General features: G+C 68.3%; 19 protein-coding genes. 9 read left to right on the forward strand and 10 right to left on the reverse strand.

The window, feature by feature from the left end:
• The first annotated feature begins 10 nt into the window (after nucleotides 1-10).
• Nucleotides 11-991, forward strand: a complete 981-nt coding sequence (locus OHA10_RS04580; RefSeq protein ID WP_371404930.1) for a carbohydrate ABC transporter permease — start codon at nucleotides 11-13, stop codon at nucleotides 989-991.
• A complete protein-coding gene (locus tag OHA10_RS04585) occupies nucleotides 984-1,823 on the forward strand; it encodes a carbohydrate ABC transporter permease (RefSeq protein WP_371404931.1) in 840 nt (279 codons plus the stop codon). Before OHA10_RS04580 ends, OHA10_RS04585 begins: the two co-directional genes overlap by 8 nt.
• A 107-nt stretch (nucleotides 1,824-1,930) precedes the next feature.
• On the opposite strand, the gene efeB is transcribed toward OHA10_RS04585, so the two are convergent.
• From efeB to thpR, 4 genes are read right to left on the reverse strand one after another with little or no spacing between them, the layout of a single operon-like run.
• Nucleotides 1,931-3,208 carry an iron uptake transporter deferrochelatase/peroxidase subunit gene (gene efeB / locus OHA10_RS04590; RefSeq protein ID WP_371404932.1) on the reverse strand — a complete coding sequence of 426 codons (1,278 nt, stop codon included), beginning with the start codon at nucleotides 3,206-3,208 and terminating at the stop codon, nucleotides 1,931-1,933.
• The gene (gene efeO, locus OHA10_RS04595) at nucleotides 3,205-4,344 is read right to left on the reverse strand and encodes an iron uptake system protein EfeO (protein ID WP_371404933.1); all 1,140 of its coding nucleotides are present in this window, start codon (nucleotides 4,342-4,344) and stop codon (nucleotides 3,205-3,207) included. Before efeO ends, efeB begins: the two co-directional genes overlap by 4 nt.
• Nucleotides 4,345-4,375: 31 nt before the next feature.
• Entirely contained in the window at nucleotides 4,376-5,227 is an 852-nt protein-coding gene (efeU, locus tag OHA10_RS04600; protein WP_371404934.1) for an iron uptake transporter permease EfeU, read from the reverse strand.
• Between the two features lie 46 nt (nucleotides 5,228-5,273).
• Nucleotides 5,274-5,837 carry an RNA 2',3'-cyclic phosphodiesterase gene (thpR, locus tag OHA10_RS04605; RefSeq protein WP_371404935.1) on the reverse strand — a complete coding sequence of 188 codons (564 nt, stop codon included), beginning with the start codon at nucleotides 5,835-5,837 and terminating at the stop codon, nucleotides 5,274-5,276.
• Between the two features lie 34 nt (nucleotides 5,838-5,871).
• Between thpR and OHA10_RS04610 the strand changes: the two genes are divergently transcribed.
• Complete coding sequence (locus OHA10_RS04610; RefSeq protein ID WP_371404936.1) at nucleotides 5,872-7,329, forward strand: LLM class flavin-dependent oxidoreductase; 1,458 nt, start codon at nucleotides 5,872-5,874, stop codon at nucleotides 7,327-7,329.
• Here the strand turns inward: OHA10_RS04610 and OHA10_RS04615 are convergent.
• The gene (locus tag OHA10_RS04615) at nucleotides 7,312-8,715 is read right to left on the reverse strand and encodes a mycothione reductase (RefSeq protein ID WP_371404937.1); all 1,404 of its coding nucleotides are present in this window, start codon (nucleotides 8,713-8,715) and stop codon (nucleotides 7,312-7,314) included. The genes OHA10_RS04610 and OHA10_RS04615 overlap by 18 nt on opposite strands.
• Nucleotides 8,716-8,846: 131 nt before the next feature.
• On the opposite strand from OHA10_RS04615, the gene OHA10_RS04620 reads away from it, so the two are divergent.
• Nucleotides 8,847-9,551 (forward strand): DUF4429 domain-containing protein, encoded by a 705-nt coding sequence (locus tag OHA10_RS04620; RefSeq protein WP_371404938.1) that lies wholly within the window; start codon nucleotides 8,847-8,849, stop codon nucleotides 9,549-9,551.
• Here OHA10_RS04620 and OHA10_RS04625 read toward each other — a convergent pair.
• Nucleotides 9,548-10,894 carry an MFS transporter gene (locus OHA10_RS04625; RefSeq protein ID WP_371404939.1) on the reverse strand — a complete coding sequence of 449 codons (1,347 nt, stop codon included), beginning with the start codon at nucleotides 10,892-10,894 and terminating at the stop codon, nucleotides 9,548-9,550. The genes OHA10_RS04620 and OHA10_RS04625 overlap by 4 nt on opposite strands.
• Nucleotides 10,891-11,340, reverse strand: a complete 450-nt coding sequence (locus tag OHA10_RS04630; protein WP_371404940.1) for a MarR family winged helix-turn-helix transcriptional regulator — start codon at nucleotides 11,338-11,340, stop codon at nucleotides 10,891-10,893. The genes OHA10_RS04625 and OHA10_RS04630 overlap by 4 nt, the downstream gene beginning before the upstream one ends.
• 82 nt (nucleotides 11,341-11,422) lie before the next feature.
• Between OHA10_RS04630 and OHA10_RS04635 the strand changes: the two genes are divergently transcribed.
• The gene (locus OHA10_RS04635) at nucleotides 11,423-12,520 is read left to right on the forward strand and encodes a hypothetical protein (RefSeq protein WP_371404941.1); all 1,098 of its coding nucleotides are present in this window, start codon (nucleotides 11,423-11,425) and stop codon (nucleotides 12,518-12,520) included.
• Here OHA10_RS04635 and OHA10_RS04640 read toward each other — a convergent pair.
• Nucleotides 12,481-13,953 carry an NCS2 family permease gene (locus tag OHA10_RS04640; protein ID WP_371404942.1) on the reverse strand — a complete coding sequence of 491 codons (1,473 nt, stop codon included), beginning with the start codon at nucleotides 13,951-13,953 and terminating at the stop codon, nucleotides 12,481-12,483. The genes OHA10_RS04635 and OHA10_RS04640 overlap by 40 nt on opposite strands.
• A gap of 98 nt (nucleotides 13,954-14,051) precedes the next feature.
• Between OHA10_RS04640 and OHA10_RS04645 the strand changes: the two genes are divergently transcribed.
• On the forward strand, nucleotides 14,052-14,363 hold the full coding sequence (locus OHA10_RS04645) for a DUF2530 domain-containing protein (RefSeq protein ID WP_371404943.1): 312 nt from the start codon (nucleotides 14,052-14,054) through the stop codon (nucleotides 14,361-14,363).
• 65 nt (nucleotides 14,364-14,428) lie between these two features.
• Nucleotides 14,429-14,968, forward strand: coding sequence for a class IV adenylate cyclase (locus tag OHA10_RS04650; protein ID WP_371404944.1), 540 nt, complete (start codon nucleotides 14,429-14,431; stop codon nucleotides 14,966-14,968).
• 33 nt (nucleotides 14,969-15,001) lie between these two features.
• Here the strand turns inward: OHA10_RS04650 and OHA10_RS04655 are convergent, their stop codons facing one another.
• Nucleotides 15,002-16,024 (reverse strand): DUF4331 family protein, encoded by a 1,023-nt coding sequence (locus OHA10_RS04655; RefSeq protein ID WP_371404945.1) that lies wholly within the window; start codon nucleotides 16,022-16,024, stop codon nucleotides 15,002-15,004.
• Between the two features lie 120 nt (nucleotides 16,025-16,144).
• On the opposite strand from OHA10_RS04655, the gene OHA10_RS04660 reads away from it, so the two are divergent.
• Entirely contained in the window at nucleotides 16,145-17,047 is a 903-nt protein-coding gene (locus OHA10_RS04660; RefSeq protein WP_371404946.1) for a LysR family transcriptional regulator, read from the forward strand.
• 36 nt (nucleotides 17,048-17,083) lie between these two features.
• Here OHA10_RS04660 and OHA10_RS04665 read toward each other — a convergent pair whose 3' ends face one another.
• A complete protein-coding gene (locus OHA10_RS04665) occupies nucleotides 17,084-17,905 on the reverse strand; it encodes a DUF3027 domain-containing protein (protein ID WP_371404947.1) in 822 nt (273 codons plus the stop codon).
• Between the two features lie 300 nt (nucleotides 17,906-18,205).
• On the opposite strand from OHA10_RS04665, the gene OHA10_RS04670 reads away from it, so the two are divergent.
• Nucleotides 18,206-20,209 carry an MFS transporter gene (locus OHA10_RS04670; RefSeq protein WP_371404948.1) on the forward strand — a complete coding sequence of 668 codons (2,004 nt, stop codon included), beginning with the start codon at nucleotides 18,206-18,208 and terminating at the stop codon, nucleotides 20,207-20,209.
• The last annotated feature ends 116 nt before the right edge of the window (nucleotides 20,210-20,325 follow it).

A 20,325-nucleotide genomic window follows, 5' to 3' on the forward strand; every position in this document is an offset into this window, starting at 1 on the left:
CGACCAGTCGATGTCCGTCGCCACACAGGAAGCGACGCCGGCCGCCGCGAAGCCTGCGAAGAAGAAGACCAGGCGCGGCCCCGAACACCGGCCCGGCCTGAACCGCTGGCTGCCGTATCTGCTGCTGGCGCCGGCCGTGCTGGCCGAACTGCTGATCCACATCATCCCGATGGTGGTCGGCATCTGGATGAGTTTCATCAAGCTGACCAAGTTCTTCATCGCGAACTGGTCCGCGGCGCCCAGCGCCGGGCTCAACAACTACAAGGTCGCGCTGGACTTCAACAACGCGGTCGGTGAGGGCCTGCTGAAGTCCTTCGGCGTCACCGTCGCCTTCTCGCTGATCACGGTCGCGCTGTCCTGGGTGCTCGGGATGGCGGCCGCGGTCGCGCTGCAGCCGCCGTTCCGCGGTCGCGGCATCATCCGGACCTTCTTCCTGGTGCCGTACGCGCTCCCGGCGTACGCCGGGATCCTGACCTGGAACTTCATGCTCCAGCGCGACACCGGTGCCGTGAACCACGTGCTGAACCAGCTGCATCTCAGCGACGGCCGGACGTTCTGGCTGATCGGCAGCAACGCGCTGGTCTCGCTGATCACGGTCGCGACCTGGAAGCTGTGGACGTTCGCGTTCCTCACGCTGATGGCCGGCCTGCAGAGCATCCCGGGCGACCTGTACGAGGCGGCGTCGGTCGACGGCGCCGGCAACATTCGGCAATGGCGCAACATCACGCTGCCGTCGCTGCGGCCGGTCAACCTGGTGCTGGTGCTCGTCCTGTTCCTGTGGACGTTCAGCGACTTCAACACGCCGTACGTGCTGTTCGGTACGGCGCAGCCGCCGGCCGGTGACCTGATCACGTTCCACATCTACAACGCGTCGTTCCTGACCTGGAACTTCGGCACCGGTGCGGCGATGTCCGTACTGCTGCTGATCTTCCTGATGATCGTCACCGGCGCGTATCTGCTCGTCACCGGAAGGAGGTCGCGTCGTGCGTGAGACCCAGGGTTTCAAGATCTACCGCGGAGTCGTGCTGACCGTACTCGGCCTGTTCGTGCTCGTCCCGCTGTACGTGATGATCACGTCGTCGCTGAAGCCGCTGAAGGACGTGCAGGGCGCGTTCTCCTGGTGGCCGTCGAACCTGACGCTGACGCCGTTCGTGGACATGTGGAAGACGGTGCCGCTGGCCCGGTACTTCGTGAACAGCACGATCGTCTCCGTGTCGGCGACGGTGTTCTCGGTGGCGATCGCGATCCTCGCTGCGTTCGCGGTGTCGCGCTTCCGGTTCCGAGGGCGGACGGCGTTCACGACGACCGTGCTGTCGACGCAGATGTTCCCGGGTGTGCTGTTCCTGCTGCCGTTGTTCCTGATCTTCGTGAACATCAACAACTCGTTCGGGCTGCAGCTGGTCGGGACGCGGCTCGGGTTGATCATCACGTACCTGACGTTCAGCCTGCCGTTCTCGATCTGGATGCTGGCCGGGTACTTCGACAGCATCCCGCGCGAGCTCGACGAGGCCGCCCTGGTCGACGGCTGCGGACCGATGGGCGCGCTGTGGCGCGTCGTACTCCCGGCCGCACGGCCCGGCGTGATCGCGGTCGCGATCTACTCGTTCATGACCGCGTGGGGCGAGGTCCTGTTCGCCTCGGTCATGACCACCGAAGCCAACCGCACGCTCTCCGTCGGCCTCCGCCAGTACTCCACCCAGACCAACATCTACTGGAACCAGATCATGGCCGCTGCCCTGGTCGTCAGCGTCCCAGTAGTTATCGGCTTCCTCCTCGCCCAACGCCACTTCGTCGCCGGCGTCACCGCGGGCGCCGTCAAGTAGCGGACGTCCGTCACTGACCAACCTCCGCCTGGCAAGACTTCTACCGCTCACCGAGCGAGGCGAACAGGTCGACAGGGGGAGGTTGGTCAGTGCGGGGAGTCCGCCCGCTAGCTGAAGAGTTTTTCGCCCCAGTAGGTGCCGGGGGTGACGCCAGGTGGGCAGGCGAAGATGCCGGAGCCTACGTGGTGGATGTACTCGTTCATCGTGTCGTTCTTGGCGAGCTGGTTCTGGATCGGGATGAACTGTTTGCGGGGGTCTCGCTGGTAGGCGAGGAAGAAGAGGCCGGCGTCGAGGCGGCCCAGGCCGTCCGAGCCGTCGACGAAGTTGTAGCCGCGGCGGAGGAGTTCGGCGCCCTGGTTGAACGTCGGGTGGGCGAGCCGGACGTGTGAGTCGACCGGGATCTTCGGCCGTCCGTCGGCCTGCTTGGCGTTGAAGTCGAGGGTGTCGAACTCGTCGGCCTTGCCGAGTGGGGCGCCGGTGCCTTTGCCGCGGCCGATGATGCCTTCCTGCTCGCCGAGCGACGTACGGTCCCAGATCTCGATGTTCATCCGGATCCGGCGCGAGACCAGGTAAGAGCCACCGACCATCCAGTCGGGGCCGTCCTCGGGCTGGACCCACAGCTGCTGCTCGAGCTTGTCGGCGTCCTCGAGCTTGAGGTTGTTGGTGCCGTCCTTGAAGCCGAACAGGTTGCGCGGCGTCGACTGGGCACGCGACGTGGACGACGTACGGCCGAAGCCCAGCTGCGAATACCGTACGGCGACGCGCCCGAAGCCGATCCGGGCCAGGTTGCGGATCGCGTGTACTGCGACCTGGGGGTCGTCGGAGCAGGCCTGTACGGCGATGTCGCCGTACGAGCGTGTCGGGTCGAGGTCGTCGCCGATGAAGTGCGGCAGGTCGACCAATGCCTTGGGGCGCTTCGCAGCCAGGCCGAACCGCTTGTCGAACAGGGTCGGCCCGAACCCGACGGTCAGCGTCAACCGCGCCGGCGGCAGCCCGACCGCCTCGCCGGTGTCCTCGGGCGGGGCCTCGTCCGGGCCGTTCACCGCGCCGTACTGACCGATGTCACGCCCGGCCGTCAGGAGCGCGGCCGCGGCGGTCCACTCCTTCAGCAATGCGATCAGGTCGTCGCGGCTCGTGGTCGTCACGTCGAACGCGGCGAAGTGCAACCGATCTTGCACCGGGGTGGTGATCCCGGCTTGGTGCGGCCCGTGGAACTCAACCGGTCCGTTGGTGTCGGCAGCCTGCGACGGCTGGGTGGAGACCGCCGAGCGCACCGCATAACCGGCGACGCCGGTTGCCACGGCAGCACCCGCTGCGCCGAAGAGTCCGCGCCGCGAGAAGCCCCGCCGCGGGTTCTCGGATGGGGGTGTGGGTTCGTCGGTCATTTCTGTGCGATCACTCCTGCGACCTTGCTCACCGGCTCGGCCAGGCCGTCGACCACTGCGCCGAGGGCCTTCTTCTCTGCTTCGGAGGCCGTGTACGGCTTGAAGCCGTCGCCGTCGCGGTACTTGTCCAGCGACGCGAAGACCGCCTTGAAGTTCGTGTCCAGCTGCGCCACCAGCGCCGCGTCCCGCGACTGGAGCGCCGGGCGGAGCGCCTGGACCGCGGCCTGTGAACCCTCGACGTTCGCCTGGAAGTCCCACAGGTCGGTGTGCGAGTAGCGGTCCTCCTCGCCGGTGACCTTGCCGGTCGCGACCTCGTCGAGGAGTTCCTTCGCGCCGTTGGCCAGCTGTAGCGGAGTCAGCTTCACGACCTTCGCCTTCGCGACCACCGTCTTCACGTCGGTCAGCAGCTGGTCGGCGTACTTGTCCATGCCCTTGGTGCTGTTGGAGACCCACAGCGCCTGCTCGATCCGGTGGTACCCGGTCCACTCGGTGCCCGGCTCGACGTCGTTGACGCGGGCATCGATCTTCGGGTCCAGGTCGCCGAAGGACTCCGCGACCGGCTCGATCCGCTCCCAGTACGTCCGCGACACCGGGAACAGCGCCTTCGCCTTGGCGACATCGCCGGCCTTCACCGCGGTGACGAACTCGGTGGTCTTCTGCTCGAGCGCCACCGCCTGCGAGTTCACGTACCGCTGGTAGCTCGAAGTCGCCTGCTTGAGCTCGGTGTCGGTGTCGACCTGCGCGGGCGCGTTGCCGGTGACGGTGAGGTCGCCGCGGATGCCGTCGCCGACCATGCCCGGCTTGCAGACCGCCTGGTACTTGCCGGTCGGCAGCTCGACGATCAGGTCCCGCTTCAGCCCCGGGCCGATGTTCTCGACCTCGCCCATCACCCGGTCGCCCTCGGCGTACACGTAGAACTCGGTGATCTTGCTGCCGCCGTTGGAGACCGAGAACGTGCTGGTGCCGGACTTCACGTCGCGGCGGCTCAGGTCACAGGCCGAGTCGGACGCCTTCACCGAGACCGGGCCGGTGCCGTCGTCCTTCGCAGCGGGCTCGTCCTTCGCGCACGCGGTCAGCGCGGCGATACCGATGACGACGCCGAGGACGGCGGCCCGACGGGGCAATGAGCTGGACATGGTTCTCCTGAGCGGGGATGTGAGGGGTGGATCAGGCCGCTTCGCCGGCGGTCTTGGCCGCCGGTACGGCGGGCGGCGTGGCGCTCTTCACCGGACGGAAGTAGAGCACCATCACCGGGACCAGATAGACGACCCACGCGGTTGCCTCGAGCACGGTCGGGGTCGGGTTGAAGTTGAAGATGCCCTTGAGCAGTACGCCGTACCAGCTGTCCGGCGGGACCACGTGCGAGATGTCGAAGGCCAGATGCTGCAGGCCGGGCAGGATGCCCGCCTCCTGCAGGTCGTGGAACCCGTACGCGAAGATGCCGGCCGCGACCAGGATCAGCACCGCGCCGGTCCACTTGAAGAAGACGGCCAGGTTGATCTTCACCGCGCCCTTGTAGATCGCGATCCCCAGCAGCACCGACGTACCGAGGCCGAGCAGGACGCCGATCAGCGGTACGGCGGTGGTCGCGGTGGCGGCCGACGCGTACACGATGAACGCGGTCTCGATGCTCTCCCGGAACACCGCCAGGAACGCGAGGATGACGACCGCGCGGGAGCCGACCTCGAGGGCCTGGCCCATCCGCTCGCGCAGTTCCTTGGCGATGCTGCGGGACGCCTTGCGCATCCAGAAGATCATCCAGGTGACGAAGCCGACCGCGAGGATCGACATCACCCCCCCGACGGTCTCCTGGGTGGTGAACGACTTCGCGGTCAGCGCGGTGACGAACTGGAGCAGACCCCAGGCGACGGCCGCGACGGCGAGCGCCGACGCGACTCCGATCCAGACCAGTTTCAGTCGATCTCGATGCCCCGACTTGACCAGGAACGTGGCGAGGATGCTGACGACCAGCGAAGCCTCGAGTCCTTCACGGAGTCCGATCAGATAGTTCGCGAGCATGGCGGCGACACTTCCATAGCATTAGGTACGGCTAACCTTGCTGAGGTTAACCTAAGAAGTCCCATTCGCCTACTGTGTCGTACGCCGCACTGTGCCCCGGCCCCTCACCGAGCCGGGATTCGATCAACTGCAGGCTGCCGGCGGTCCAGACCGGACCTTCGTAGGTGTCGAAGATCCGGACCCAGCGGGTCACGTCGATCGGTCGCCGCAACCGGGCCAACGTGACGTGCGGGGTGAACTTCCGGCCCTCGACGGTGACGCCGGCGCGCGTCGCCGCCGACCGCGTGGTCATCGACAGATGCTTGAGCGATTCGGTGTCGTCACGGACGCCGGTGTACAGCACCCGCGCGTCCGGTACGCCGGGGAACGCGCCGGCTCCGGTCAGCTGCAACTCGAACGGCTTCTGCCGCCCCGCGGCCGCCTCCAGCCGCTCCTCGAGCTCCTCGGTCTTCCAGTCCGGTACGTCGCCGAGGAACGCCAGCGTGATGTGCCAGTGCTGGTCCGAGGCCCACCGGATGTCGTCGTCCGGATGCTCCCGCCGGGGCTCGACGAACTCGTTCAGATCCTCCACAACTTCGATGGGTGGCACCACGGCCACGAACAATCGCATCCCGAAATGCTATCGGTGGTGGAAACTGCTTTGTGTGGAACTCAAACTGCCGTCGCCGTGTGTGGTGATCCTGGTCGGGCCGGGGGCGTCGGGGAAGTCGACGTGGGCGGCCGAGCGGTTCTCCGCTGAGCTGATCGTGTCGAGTGATCGGCTGCGGGCTCTGGTCGGGGCGGGTGAGGACGATATCGCGGCCAGTGCGGATGCGTTCGCGTTGCTGGATGTGGTGGTGCGGCAACGAATCGGGCGGCGGCTGACGACGGTGATCGACACCCTGGGGCTGGACAAGGAACGACGGCTGGCGTGGCTGGGGCTGGCGCGTGCGGCGGGGATGCCTTGTGTGGCGGTGGGGTTCGACACGCCGGCCGACGAGTGCAGGCGGCGTAATCGGGAACGTACGTCGAAGCGGATCCCGGCCGATGCATTGACCTCGCAGCTGAGGTCGTGGTCGGCGGTGAAGAAGGAGTTGCCGGACGAAGGGTACGACCAGCTTCTGCAACCGACAGCTGTTCGGGTGGTTCCCGAGGCATTCGTGGACGCGGGCGCGGCCGCCGTACGGCAGGTCGAGAAGCCGAGCGGGCTGAGATTCGGGCTGCAGCTGAGCAGTTACACCCATCCAGGTGGTCGGGTGGGGATGGCTGCGTGGGTACGGGAGGTCGCGGAACGGGCCGAGGCGGCGGGGTTCGACTCGATCTACGTGATGGATCATTTCCGGCAGATTCCGCAGGTCGGGCGGGCGTGGGACGACTTCCTGGAGAGCTGGACGACGCTGGGGTATCTGGCTGCCTGCACAACGCGGCTGCGGCTCGGGACCCTGGTCTCCGGGATCACCTACCGGAACGTCGCCCACCTCGGCAAGATCGCGGCGACGCTCGACGTCTTGAGTGGTGGGCGGGCGGTGTGCGGCGTCGGGCTCGCGTGGTTCGAGGCCGAGCACAAGGCCTACGGGTGGTCGTTCCCGTCGGTGAGTGAGCGGTACGCCATGCTCGAGGACGCGTTGCAGCTGCTCCCGGTTCTATGGGGTCCGGGCAACAAACCGTTCCACGGCAAGGTTCTCGACGTACCGGACACCACGTGCTACCCGCGACCGCTGCAGGAGCATCTGCCGGTGCTCGTCGGTGGGAGTGGCCAACGAACGCTCCGACTGGCCGGCCGCTACGCCGATGCGGTCAACGTGTTCGGCGATGTGGTTGCTGTGCGCAAGCGTGTCGACTACCTCCGCGAGGTCACCTCCCGGCCGGTCGAGGCGACGCACCTCTCGACAACACTCGTCGGCAAGAACCACGAGGATCTCGAGCTGTTGATTCGTAAGCTCCGGCCGCGGAACGCGAACCCCGCGAAGTACGCCGCAGCCGTGAACGCCGGCACCGTCGACGATCAGATCGGGCGGTTCCGCGAGCTGTCCGAGGCGGGTGTGGCCGAGGTGATGATCAGCCTGCCCGACCTCGAGACGCTCGACACGGTCGCCGAGGTGATCTCAGCCTTCCGGGTGTAGCTCCAGCTTCAGCAGGGCGTTCTCGACGAGTTCGGGCATCGCCGGGTGGATCCAGTACTGCCCGCGGGCCATCGAGTACGCGTCCAGCTCGAAGCTCATCGCCTGGATGATCGGCTGGATCACGGTCGGTGCCTGCGGCCCCATGATGTGGGCGCCGATGATCTGCCCGGTCTTCGGGTCGGCCAGGATCTTCGCGAATCCGGTCGTGTCCTCCATCGCCCAGCCGTACGCGATATCGGCGTACCGCTGAACCGCTTTGACATAAGGGATCCCGCGCTCCTTCGCCTCCTCCTCGGTCAGGCCGACGGAGGCGATCTGCGGCGCGCTGAAGACGGCGTGCGGCACGTAGCGGTGGTCGGACTCGATCCGGTTGTCCGGGTTGAGCAGGTTGTGCTTCACCACCCGCGCTTCGTGGTTGGCGACGTGCTTCAGCTGGTGCGGAGTGGTCACATCGCCGAGCGCGTAGATGCCGTCGACAGTGGTCTGCTGGTACTTGTCCACGACCACCCGCGCCTCGCGGTCGACCTCGACCCCGGTGGCGTCCAGGTTCAGCAGGTCCGAGTTCGGCTCCCGGCCGACCGCGACCAGCAGCTCGTCGACGACGAGTTCGTCGACCCCGGCCGGGTGCAGCATCTTGAGCGCGATCGAGCCGTCCTCACGGCGCGCCACGCGGACGGTTTCGTGGTTCAGGCGTACGTCGTACAGCTCCTGGGCGATCTTCGTGTACGCCGAGGCGAGCTCGCCGTCCTCGTGCCGGAGCAGCACGTTCGAGCGGGCGACGATCGTCACCTCGACCCCGAACGACGCGAACACGTGGGCGAACTCGGCCGCGACGAAACCGCTGCCGATGATCGCCAGCCGGCGCGGCAGCTCGTCGAGTCGCATGATCGTGTTCGAGGTGTGGAACCCGGTCTCCTCGAGCCCTGGGATCGGCGGCACGATCGGCCGGCTGCCGGTGGCGAGCACGAACTGGTCGGCGCTGAACACGCTCGTCGACCCGTCCTTGTTGTCGACCGTCAGCTCCTTGAACCCGGTGAACCGGCCGGTCCCGTCGTAGACGGTGACGTTCGCGTTGTCCGGGTTGTGGTGGCGGTACTCCGACCCGCCTGCCGCGATCGGGTCGATCCGGCCGAAGATCCGGTCCCGGACGTCCCGCCAGCGGACTCCGAGCAGCTGCTCGTCGACGCCGTACTGCGCGCTCTCCGACGGGGTCGCGGCGACGTCGGCGGTGTGGACGAACATCTTGGTCGGGATGCAGCCGACGTTCAGGCAGGTGCCGCCGAAGGTGCCGCGCTCGACGATCGCGACCTTCCGGTCCGCGAATCGCCGGTTCACGATCGTGTTGCCGGAGCCTGTCCCGATGACTACCAAGTCGTAATGGGTCACACCCCATTGTGCGCGTTACGCACAAGTCGGCTTCGGCGACGGGAAGAAAAGAATGAAGCAGGTGCGAAGGGGGTGGTGGCGCTTACGCACAAGAACCTGCGGTGAACCCGCGAAACAGGGAGGATGGCAGGGTGGGAAGTGGTGAGCTGACGAGCACGAACGGCACGGTCGTCTGGGACGGCATCGGGATCCTCCGACTCCGGTACGACGGGACGCGCGCCGAGCTCGATGCGCTCACCAGCTCGTTGTGGACCCGGTTGGGCGAGCGGATCCTCCCGGTCGAGGCGCTGCAGGCGGTCGAGGTCAGCCCGGCGGGTCTCAAGCTCGTACTGCGCGACGGCGCCGACCCGCTCCGGTCCGTGACCGGCAGTGAGATCGTGATGGACCCGTACGGCTTCCCGGAGGTCGACACCGCGCTCGCGGAGCAGATCGCCCGCGACATCCGCAGCACTCTCGTCCGCCGCGACGTACCGGCGACGCCCTCGGCGCGCTGGTTGCTCGCGCCACCGGTCGCGCCGGACCGGGTCGAGGGCCGGGATGCGACGCTGACGGTGGCGAACGGGCGGCTCACCTTCGACTACAAGCGGTCTGCAGGCCGGAAGAAGAAGGCCCTCGGCGCGCAGTGGGCGGTGCCGCTGGCCGACATCATCGATGTCGAATGGGCGCCGACCCCGGGGCGGCTCGGCGCCCGCGGCTTCCTCCGGGTCGCCACGGCCGGTACACCGGCCGAGCGCCCGAAGCCCAAGCACGACCCCGCGGCGATGCTCATCGCAGGCGGCGCCGACGTCGACGCCTTGTTCTTCGCGGCCCGGCTGCTGACCCGGATCAGGCCCTAAGCGACCCTCGGTCCGACGTCCTGCTTCTTCGCGACGGCAGGCTCGTCGTCGAGCGGGACGGTCTCGAGGACCGCCTTGTCGCCGAGCAGCTCGGTCTGCGGCAGCACCTCGAGGTGCGGGCGCGGCAGCAACCGCGGCCGGATCGCGAGACCGCGACGGCGGGAGAAGTACAGCACCGAGGCGACCGTCCCGAGGACGGTCAGTCCGCCACCGACGATCAGCGAGTACCGCGCGCCGAGCACCTGCCCGATCCAGCCGATGAACGGCGAGCCGATCGGCGTACCGCCCATCAGGACCGTCATGTACAGCGCCATCACCCGGCCGCGCATGGTCGGCTCGATGCTCAGCTGCATGGTCGCGTTCGCCGAGGTCAGCATGGTCAGCGAGGCCAGGCCGACGATCGGGAGCACCAGCGCGAAGGTCAGGTACGTCGGCATCACGGCGCTGACGATCTCGGCGATGCCGAAGGCCAGCGCGGCGCCGATCACCAGGCGGGCCCGGATCCGGACCCGGCGGGCGGCGAGCAGCGCACCGGCCAGCGAGCCGATCGCGAGGACCGAGCCGAGGATGCCGTACTCCCCTGCACCCTTGTGGAACACGCTCGTCGCCATCAGCGCCGAGGTGAGCTGGAAGTTCAGTCCGAACGTGCCGGCGAAGAAGACCGCGACCAGGACCATCATCAGGTCCGGCCGGCGCCACAGGTAGCGCATGCCGTCGCGGATCATGCCCTTCTCGCGGCCGGCGGGCTTCGGGGTGTGCAGCTCGGAGACCCGCATCAGCCGCAGCGAGAGGATCACCGCGGCGTACGTGAAGCCGTTGATCAGGATCACCGGACCGGTGCCGATCCAGTTGATCAGCAGACCGGCCAGGGCCGGGCCGAGCAGCCGGGCCGCGTTGAACGAGGCCGAGTTCAGCCCGACGGCGTTGGACAGCTCGTCGCGGCCGACCATCTCGACGACGAACGACTGCCGGGTCGGGGCGTCGAACGCGGTGCCGACACCGAACAGCAGGGCCAGCAGGTAGACGTGCCAGGTCTGCACGACGCCGCCGATGGTCAGGCCACCGAGCGTCAGGGCGACGCTGGCCATCGCGATCTGGGTGACGGTCAGCACGGTCCGCTTCGGGAAGCGATCCGCGACCAGACCGGCGTACGGGCCGAGCAGGAGGGCGGGCAGGAACTGGAGTCCGGTGACGATACCGAGCGCCGTACCGGAGTGGGTCAGCTCCAGGACCAGCCAGTCCTGGGCGACGCGCTGCATCCAGGTGCCGACGTTCGAGACGATCGCGCCGGTGGCGTAGAGACGGAAGTTACGGACTTTGAACGCGCGGAAGGTGGGGCTCACTGGGCCGCCAGGCGTTCGAGAACAGGTGCTGCCTTGCGCAGGATGTCGCGCTCCTCGGGGGTCAATTGCTTCAGCTTGGTCTGCAGCCACTCGTCGCGGCGCCGGCGGTTCGCCAGGATCAGCTCGTCGGCGCGGTCGGTCAGCTCGACGACGATCTGACGTTTGTCGGTCGGGTGCGGGCGGCGGATCAGTAGACCCGCCTCCTCCATGTTCGTCACGATCCGCGTCATCGACGGCGGCTTCACCTGTTCGTGGGAGGCCAGCTCGCCGATCGTCATCGACGCGTGCTTGGACAGCGCACCGAGCACGCTGAGCTGGTTCGCGGTGAGGTCGTGACCGGGCTCACGCTGGCGCCGGATCTGCCGGGACAGCCTGAGCGTCGACGACCGCAGGGCGCTGGCCAGCCCGACGTCACTCTTCACCTGCTGGGCTACGACTTCGGGCATGTCTTTACCTTAACTCATTACCTTTGCTAACTAAAACCCGCGACCGCCCGCCGGTATTCCCGGCCCGCTAGAGTTCCGGGTCATGAGCGCCGAGCTGGAGCGGTACGAGCAGCGGTTCCGGCAGGCCGGGCTGCCGCTGTTCATCGAGGACTTCTCGCCGACGCACGACATCTTCACCCGGGCGACACCGCTGCTGGTGCTGGTGTTCCTCGCCGAGATGCTCGGTGCGATCTCGCTGAACTGGCCACTCTGGGTGAACCTGCTCGCGGCGCTCGGCGGCCTCGCGTTCCTGATCGGTGGGTTCGGCGTACTGAACCGGCTCCGCGGCCGGCCCTTCTGGTCGCTGCCGAAGCGGTTCGGCACGCCCGAGCTGGCCGTCTTCGTACTACTGCCGGCCGCCCTGCCGGTGGTGTCCGACGGCCAGGTGCGCCAGTTCTTCGGAGTTGCCGCCGGCAACCTGCTGCTCGTCGGCCTGGCGTACGCCGTGGTCGGCTACGGCCTGGTCGGTACGACACTGTGGGGCCTGCGCCGGCTCGCGGGTGAACTGGCGAACTCCGTGGCCAGCCTGGTCCGGGCGCTACCGCTGCTGCTGATCTTCTCGCTGGTGCTGTTCATCACCGCGGACACGTGGCAGGTGTTCGCGGGCATGCCGGTCGCCTTCGTCGTCTTCCTCGCGGTCGGCTTCGCCGTACTCAGCAACCTGTTCCTGATGCTCCGGCTGCCGCGCGAACTGGAAGCGATCGAGCGCGACGTCAGCTCCGGGCCGCCGCTGCGCCGGGTCCAGCGGATGAACCTCAGCCTCAGCCTGGTGATCCGGCAATGGATGCAGGTCCTTGTCGTCAGCGCCGGGGTCGGCCTGTTCTTCGTTGCCTTCGGCATGCTCGCGATCAGCGACCACATCTACCAGCAGTGGGGCATCGACCACGGCGAGTGGTCCCGCACTTTGGTGATCCTGAACCACCCGGTGGTGATCAGCTCGTCGCTGGTGAAGGTTGCCGTCGGCATCGCAACCTTCACCGGCCTGTACTACTCGATCGCGCTCCTGACGGATGCGACCTACCGCGCCGACTTCCTCGAGAGCCTGACCACCGAACTGCGCGAGCTGTTCGTCACCCGCGCCGAGTACCTCGATCAGCGCGCTCAGGTGAGCCAGTCGGTCAGCGGGCCGATCGCGAAGTAGACGACGAAGAGGGCGGCGACGACCCACATCAGCGGGTGCACCTGGCGGGCCTTGCCCCGGACGGACTTCAGGATGACGTAGAAAACGAAGCCGGCGCCGATACCTGCCGAGATCGAGTACGTGAACGGCATCAGGATGATGGTCAGGAACGCCGGGAACGCGACCTCGAGGTCGTCGAAGTCGATGCCCTTCACCTGCGTCATCATCAGGAAGCCGACCAGGATCAGGGCCGGCGTCGCCGCCTCGTACGGGACGAGCGTGACGAGCGGCGCGACCACCATCGAGATCAGGAAGCAGATCCCGGTCACCACGCTCGCCAGACCGGTCCGCGCGCCCTCACCGACACCCGACGCCGATTCGATGTACGACGTGTTGCTGGAGACGCTCGCCGCGCCACCCGCCGCGGCCGCGACGCTGTCGACGATCAGGATGCGCTGCGAGTTCGGCGGGATGCCGTCCTTGTCGAGCAGGCCGGCCTCGGCGCCGATCGCGGTCATCGTGCCCATCGTGTCGAAGAAGTCCGCCAGCATCAGCGTGAAGATCAGCAGGATCGCCGACACCACGCCGATCTTCTCGAACGAGCCGAACAGGCTGAACTCGCCGATCGTGTCCAGGTTCGGTTTCGTGAACCACTGGTCCGGCAGCTTCGGCACGCTCAGGCCCCAGCCGCCGGGGTTGTCCGCGGTCCGGGCGCCGATGTTCGCGATCGCCTCGATGACGATCGACAGCACGGTCGCGGCCAGGATGCCGATCAGGATCGCGCCCTTCACCTTCCGTGCGTACAGCGTGACGATCAGGATCAGGCCGACCACGAACACCAGCACCGGCCAGCCGCGGAGCGTGCCGCCGACACCCAGTTCGACCGGCGGACCGGTCGGCGCGGCGGGACGGCGTACGAAGCCCGCGTCGATCACACCGATGAATGCGATGAACAGGCCGATGCCGACGCTGATCGCGATCTTCAGCTGGAGCGGGACCGCTTCGAAGACGGCTTTGCGGAACCCGGTCAGCACCAGGATCAGGATGATCAGGCCCTCGAGCACGACCAGTCCCATCGCGTCGGCCCAGGTCATCTTGGTCGCGACCGAGAACGCGATGAACGCGTTCAGGCCGAGCCCGGTGGCGAGCGCGAGCGGGAAGTTCGCGACCACGCCCATCAGGATCGTGACCACGCCGGCCACCAGCGCGGTCGCGACGGCGATCTTCGCGATCGCCGCCGCCGGGTCGGTGCCACCACCGACGAATTGGCCGGCGCCGTCCTTGACGGTGCCGATGATCAGCGGGTTCAGCACGACGATGTAGGCCATCGTGAAGAACGTGACCAGTCCGCCGCGGACCTCTCGTCCGAGCGTGGATCCGCGTTCGCTGATCTTGAAGTACGAGTCGAGAGGGCCGGAACCGGAGCGGGTCGTCGAGGCCTGGGGCGAGCTCATGACCGCATCGTGCCAGGTCCTACCGGGCAGTTGCGAGCACTGACATCAATCCGTTGCGGGTAGGGCCTGTCGGGAGACATGCCCTATAAGGTGTGGGGGTGAGCGAGGAGCAGGAGGGTCCGAAGAAGCGCACCGACCCGACGAGCCAATTGGCGCGTGGGGAGCTGGTCCACGCCGAGGTCAAACCGCTGGACCTGTCCGGCATCCCCAGCGTCATCACCGGCATCGCCCTGTGGGCGGTCGCCTTCGTCGTCCTGCTGATCTTCCGCGGCCGTCTGGAGGACAACGGCCTCGACTGGTGGCTCTGGGTCCCCGTCGCCGGCTTCGGCCTGGGCCTGATCGGCCTCTGGTACTGCAAACGCCGCTGGACCGCCATCCAGGCCGGCCACCGGTCAGCCACCGAGGACTGAAAACGACACGGCCTGACGGCCGCGGCTGAGCCGCCACGTGAACGTCGTAGCGGAGGAGAGCCGGGGTGCCCGTCGAGTACGAGGCGAAGGTGCTGGAGGTTGATCCGGCGGCTGTTGCGGAGAAGATCCTTGGGCTGGGTGGGCGTCGGGTTGCGGATCGGGTGATGCGGCGGCTGGTGTACGACGTTGCCGAGGGCGACAAGTCCCGCTGGATCCGGTTGCGGGACAGCGGGACCGAGGTGACGCTGACCATGAAGGAGATCGCCCACGACGGGATCGACGGCACGACGGAGACCGAGGTAGTGGTGGACTCCTTCGGGACCACGGCCGAACTGCTACGACGGATCGGCTTCGAGCCCAAGTCCTACCAGGAGAACCGGCGTACCAGCTTCGAGCTGGACGGCGCCCAGCTCGAGCTCGACCACTGGCCCCACATCCCGCCGTACCTCGAGATCGAAGGCCGCTCCCGCGAACACGTCGTAGAAGTCGCCGCCACCCTCGGCTACTCCGAACACCAACTGACCGGCGAAAACACCACGAAGGTGTATGCCCGCTACGGCATCAACCTGCCCGACATCCCAGACCTCAGATTCACAGCAACCTGACGTGCAGCCAGTCCCAGTTGCCGCATCCGGAGGTCAGGCGGGGACGACGTACGGGAAGACCGGTCGGCGCAGGTCCTCGTTGGCCGACGGGTCCAGACCGGACGGTACGGCGGTGCCGGCGACCATCGACAGCATGAGCTCCGGGGCGTTGTCGGCGAGACCGCGTCCGTTGCGGGTCGCGAATCCGAAGCTCGCCGGTGTGCCGACGACGTACGGGAGAACGTCGGGCAGCAGTTCGCGGGCGACCGTCTCGCCGTAGCCGTGTGAATCGGCCGCTGTACCGCTGGCTGCGACCACCGCGGCGACCCTGTCCGCCAGGTTCTTGCCATCCGCGGTGAAGTCCTGCGAAGGGTGGCGGGTGTTGGCCGGGTAGGTGAAGCGGGTGTCGTCCGGCCAGAAGATCGGCCACATCATCGGGTTGCCGGCCCGGTTGATCTGGCGCCAGCCTCCGGCGTCGGTCGCCAGCTTCGTCGTACACCACACACCGGTGCGCGCTCCCGGCGTGAGTACCGGGTGCTGGTGCGAGACCTCCAGCACGATCGACTCGACAGTGGTACCCGCGAAGCTGTTACGCGCTTCCTCGGGCCGCCAACCGGACAAGGCCACCGCAGTGCCGTCGTGTACGGCGGCGTTCACCCGGGCCAGCAGCGAGAGGTCGATGTAGAACGAGTCGTGGATCCGGCCGGCCCACACCCGCAACCCCGCCCCCTCGGCCGGATCGCCGGTCCTGCCCTCAAGGACAAGCTCTCCATCGGCGCTGTCCTCCCGGGCCCCGTCGCCGGTCAGCACATGCACGGCAAGAGGCTGCCGGCCGTCCGCATCGTGTTCGCCGAAGGAGATTCGGTAAGTGAGCGACTCGAACTCCGCGTCGTCGACGTGCACCTTGAACTCGTAGCGGGCCTCGTGGTGGAACCCCGGCTGGACGTCGTCCCCGGTGATCGTCGAGTTGACGTCCATGACGAACACCGTGCTGTCGTCCCCGGCGAAGACGTAGAGGTCGTCGATGTAGAGCTGCCCGTTCTGCCTGGCGAGTGGTGTGTCGAGGTGATGCGACATGGTCGGTGCTTCCCTTCGTTCGGTGACGGCCCGCATGGTTGTCGGCCTTGCCACCGAGCATCACCGGTAGCAGCGAACGGGAGTACCCGCCAAAGCGGTAACTCCTCATAATGAATGGTTATGAGCGAGACTTCGCTGGACCTCGACAGCCTGCGGTTGCTGACGCTGGTCGCCGAGCTGGGCAGCCTCGGCCAGGCCGCGGAGCGGATGCGGATCAGCCAGCCGGCCGCCAGCAAACGTCTCGGCATGCTGGAACGCCGGCTCGGGCTACAGCTTGCCGAGCGTGACACGCGTGGCTCGGCGCTGACCACTGAAGGCAAGGCGGTGTGTCACTGGTCCGAACAGGTACTGGCCGAGGCCGCGAACCTGTTGGCCGGTGCGGCCGCTCTTCGCGCCGAGCGGGGACGTGATCTGCGAGTGGCGACCAGCATGACGCTCGCCGAGAGCTTCCTGCCGGGCTGGGTCGCCGAGCTCCAGCGGCAGTCGCCCGGTGTACAACTCAGCCTGAAGGTGACCAACTCCGAGCAGGTCGCCACATTGGCCGCACGCCACGAGATCAGCATCGGGTTCGTCGAGGGACCCGCGGTGCCGCACGGACTCAGCTCACGAACAGTCGCCACCGACCGGCTCGTCGTCGTGGTCACCCGGGCGCATCCGTGGGCGCGACGCCGTCAGCCGGTGCAACTCGCCGAGCTCGCAGACACCCCGCTCATCGTGCGCGAGCCGGGCTCAGGGACCCGCGAGACCCTGGAACGGGTCTTCGCCCGCGCCGGTCTCCATCCGGTGGAGCCACTGATGGTGCTCGACGTCAACGCCGCAGTCCGCAGCGCGGCAGCTGCCGGCATCGGCCCTGCCGTCCTGAGCGCCGCAACAGTCGAGGACGACCTGGCCCTCGGCCACCTCGTCGAAATCCGCCTCACCGGCGCCGACCTGAATCGAAAACTCCGCGCCATCTGGCCGAAGAACCGCCCACTACCACCAGCTGCCGAGACGTTGCTCCAAATCGCCCGCAGCCCGCGCTGACCGCCTCCGCCGAAGGCGCCGCGGTCCTAGCGGGAGTTAGTCCTCGGCGAGTTCTTCGGCGGCGCGAGGGGTTACGGATACCTCGGGCTCGGTGAGTTCGAGGGTGTCGTAGCCGGTGGTGTCGAAGGCGTGGTCGGGGGTCGGCGGCTCGGAGATGTCGATGGTGGCGTCGGAGTGGGCGCCGCAGCCGTAGTCGTACGCGACGACGCGGGCCTCGCCGGGGGCCATCTCGTTGGCGCAGACGCCGAAGGCCTGGCCGAGGCTGTCCGCGAGGCGGATCCAGTAGCCGCAGGAGTGGCACTTGTACGGGACGGCCTGGGCGATCGGCGACGTCGGGCCGAAGTCACCGGCGTACCAACGCTCAGCCGCCTCCTCGCGCCCGAACGGCGACAGCACCCGCTCGCGACCGAGACCGAGCTCCTCGACCACCGTCAGGACATCCTCAGGAGCATCCGACGTGTCGGCGAACCCAGGCTCGAGGCGCGGGTCGTCGGGAGCGGTCGGGAACAGGTCGCCCGGGCGGAGGTCGCCGGGCTGGACACGGTCCGACCACGGGACCCACTCCGGCGCGACGATCGCGACGTCACCCGGCAGCATCACGACCTCGTTGATCGTGACGTTCTTGGCGCGGGAGGCGCGCGTGACGGTGACCGCCCAGCGCCAGCCGCGGTACCCGGGGTGGGTCGAGGCGAAGTAGTGGGTGACGAGGCGCTCACCCTCGACCAGATGACCGAGGTGCTCGCCGACCTGTGCGGCGCCGGCCTCGGCGATCGCAGCCTCGCGGGCCGGTTCGACCGCCGCGACGCAGACGGCGTCGGGCTTGGCTCGTACCGGTTCCGGAGTTCTGACGGGAGTCACAATCGCCCATTCTCGCACGCCGGTCGCAGTGCGCCGAACCGCCCTCGCAGTACGCCGAACCACCGCGTCCGAACCGCCGCCGAACCACGTCCGGGCCGCTCGCACGCGCGGTGACTGCGCTCTGTCCCCGGCGCGAGGCAGGATGGTTCCATGCATCCCCCCGACTCCGACGACCCGAACGTCGGCTCCGGCGGCACGCGCGACGGAAACCCCGCCGCCGGTCGGCCGCGCGGTGACGCGGATCGGGAGCACACTGGGAACGCGCGGGGTGCGGGGGCAGGTGGCTCGGGGGGTTCACGAATGAGCGGTCAGAGCGGCAACGGCTCCAAGGAAACCGGGGCGAAGTCGGCGGGTGATCGGCTTGGTGATGCTCGGGGGCGGGTGGGGTCTGCGAGTAAGAAGGTCGGGCATGCGTCCAAGGTCGGGGCGGAGGGTGTCGCGTCGGCGTCCAAGAAGGCGGCTGAGGTCAGCGGGAAGGTCGGGCGGGCGACCGGACGTCGGATCCGCGGCCTGACGAGTGCTCAGGGCGCCGGTGAGTCGGGACTTTCGCGGCTGATCGAACTGGGCGCGGTCAACGCGGCCGGCGACACGGCGTTCGCGGTGTCGCTTGCCGGGACGGTGTTCTTCACCGTGCCGAGCGACCAGGCGCGCGACCGGGTGGCGTTGTTCCTGCTGCTGACGATGGCTCCGTTCGCGTTGATGGCCCCGCTGATCGGCCCGATCCTCGACCGGTTCCGGCACGGCCGACGATGGGCGATCGGCGCGACACTCGGCGTACGGGCGTTCCTCGTCTGGAGTCTCGCGTCGTCGATCTCCGGCCACGGATCCGCCTGGTTGTACCCGGCCGCGCTCGGCTGCCTCGTCGCCTCGAAGGCGTACGGCGTCACGCGCGCCTCCGCCGTACCGCGTCTGCTCCCGAAGCAGATCACGCTCGTCACAGCCAACTCGCGCATCTCGCTGGCCGGTGTCGCCGGCGCGACGATCGGCGCCGGGATCGCCGCCGCGTTCGCCGCGATCGGCCCGCAGTGGTCGCTGCGGTGGGCCGCGCTGGTGTACATCGTCGGCCTGATCCTCGCGATCCGCCTGCCGAGTGCGGTCGACTCCCCGGCCGACGAAGAGGTCACTGGTACGGCGGGACGTGATGCGCGCCGGCGGGCGATCACGTCCGCGGTCTCACGCGGCATCCGGTGCAACCTCGGACTGCGGTTCGTGTCCGGGTTCCTGACCATGTATCTGGCGTTCCTGCTGCGCGACCAGCCGATCAGCGGGGTGAAGGGCGCGGTCGCGGCCGGTGCGGTGATCGCCGCGGCCGGGCTCGGGAACAGTCTCGGCACCGTGCTCGGGTCGTTGCTCAAGGCACGTAAACCGGAAGCGGTCGTGCTGGCGGTGCTGCTCGCGGACGCGATCGTGGCGGTCGCTGTGGCGGTGTTCTACGGGCTGCCGATCCTGATCGCGCTCGGGCTGGTGGCCGGGTTGTGCAGCTCACTCGGGAAGCTGTCGCTGGACGCGATGATCCAGCGGGACGTGCCGGAGTCCGTGCGTACGTCGGTGTTCGCGCGCTCGGAGACCGTGCTGCAGCTGGCGTGGGTGATCGGCGGCGGCTGCGGGATCGTGCTGCCGTTGATCCCGCGGCTCGGGTTCGGGTTCCTGGCGGGCGTGCTGGTGGTCGTGGTCTTCCTCGTACTGCGGATGCGCCCGGCCGCCCGCCCCGCCGCTGGGCCGCTGCGCCCGGGCGGTCTCGGTGGACCGCGGACCGGCCCGCGGGGTCCTGGGCACGGGCACGACAGGCCGGACAGCCGACCGTCGGACAGCAGGTCGTCAGACAGCAGGCCGGGCGGTCGGCGTCCGGAGAGCACGACACGGACGATCCTCACCACAAGCGTCGCCGAACAGCGCGCAAACCGAGCCCGCCGCTCCGACTCCGCAGAAGAACCAACCATCGAATGGCGCAGCGACCAACCGCCGCCCGATCACCCGTCGAACAGTCGCCCATCGAGCGGTCGCCCGTCATCGGATGGTCACCCGTCGAACGCACGCCCGTCGGATGATCCCGCTCCCACATCGGGTCCCACGTCAGCCGGTCCCACGTCAGCCGGTCCCTCGTCGGGCGGCCGTCCCGAGCCGGGCGGTCGTCCCGATCGCGGCAGTCGCCCGGAGCCGCCTGCCGGCCGGTGGTGGAGCGGCCAACCCGACGAGGACGAAGACACCCAGAACCAATCTCCCTGGGCCGAAGAACCAACCGAGGAACGCAACCGCAGCAACCTCTTCAAACGCCGCAACAACCCCCGCCACCCACCCCGCTGAGTCGAGCCCGCGACGGCCCGTTCGCGGGCGGAGCCGTCGCCGCGCGAGGGTGGAAGGGATGGTTGGGACGTGGAGCGGCGGCCGGGTTGGGGTGCGCCGGCCGCCGGGGTGGGGTG

Source organism: Kribbella sp. NBC_00662 (assembly GCF_041430295.1).
Lineage (GTDB): Bacteria > Actinomycetota > Actinomycetes > Propionibacteriales > Kribbellaceae > Kribbella.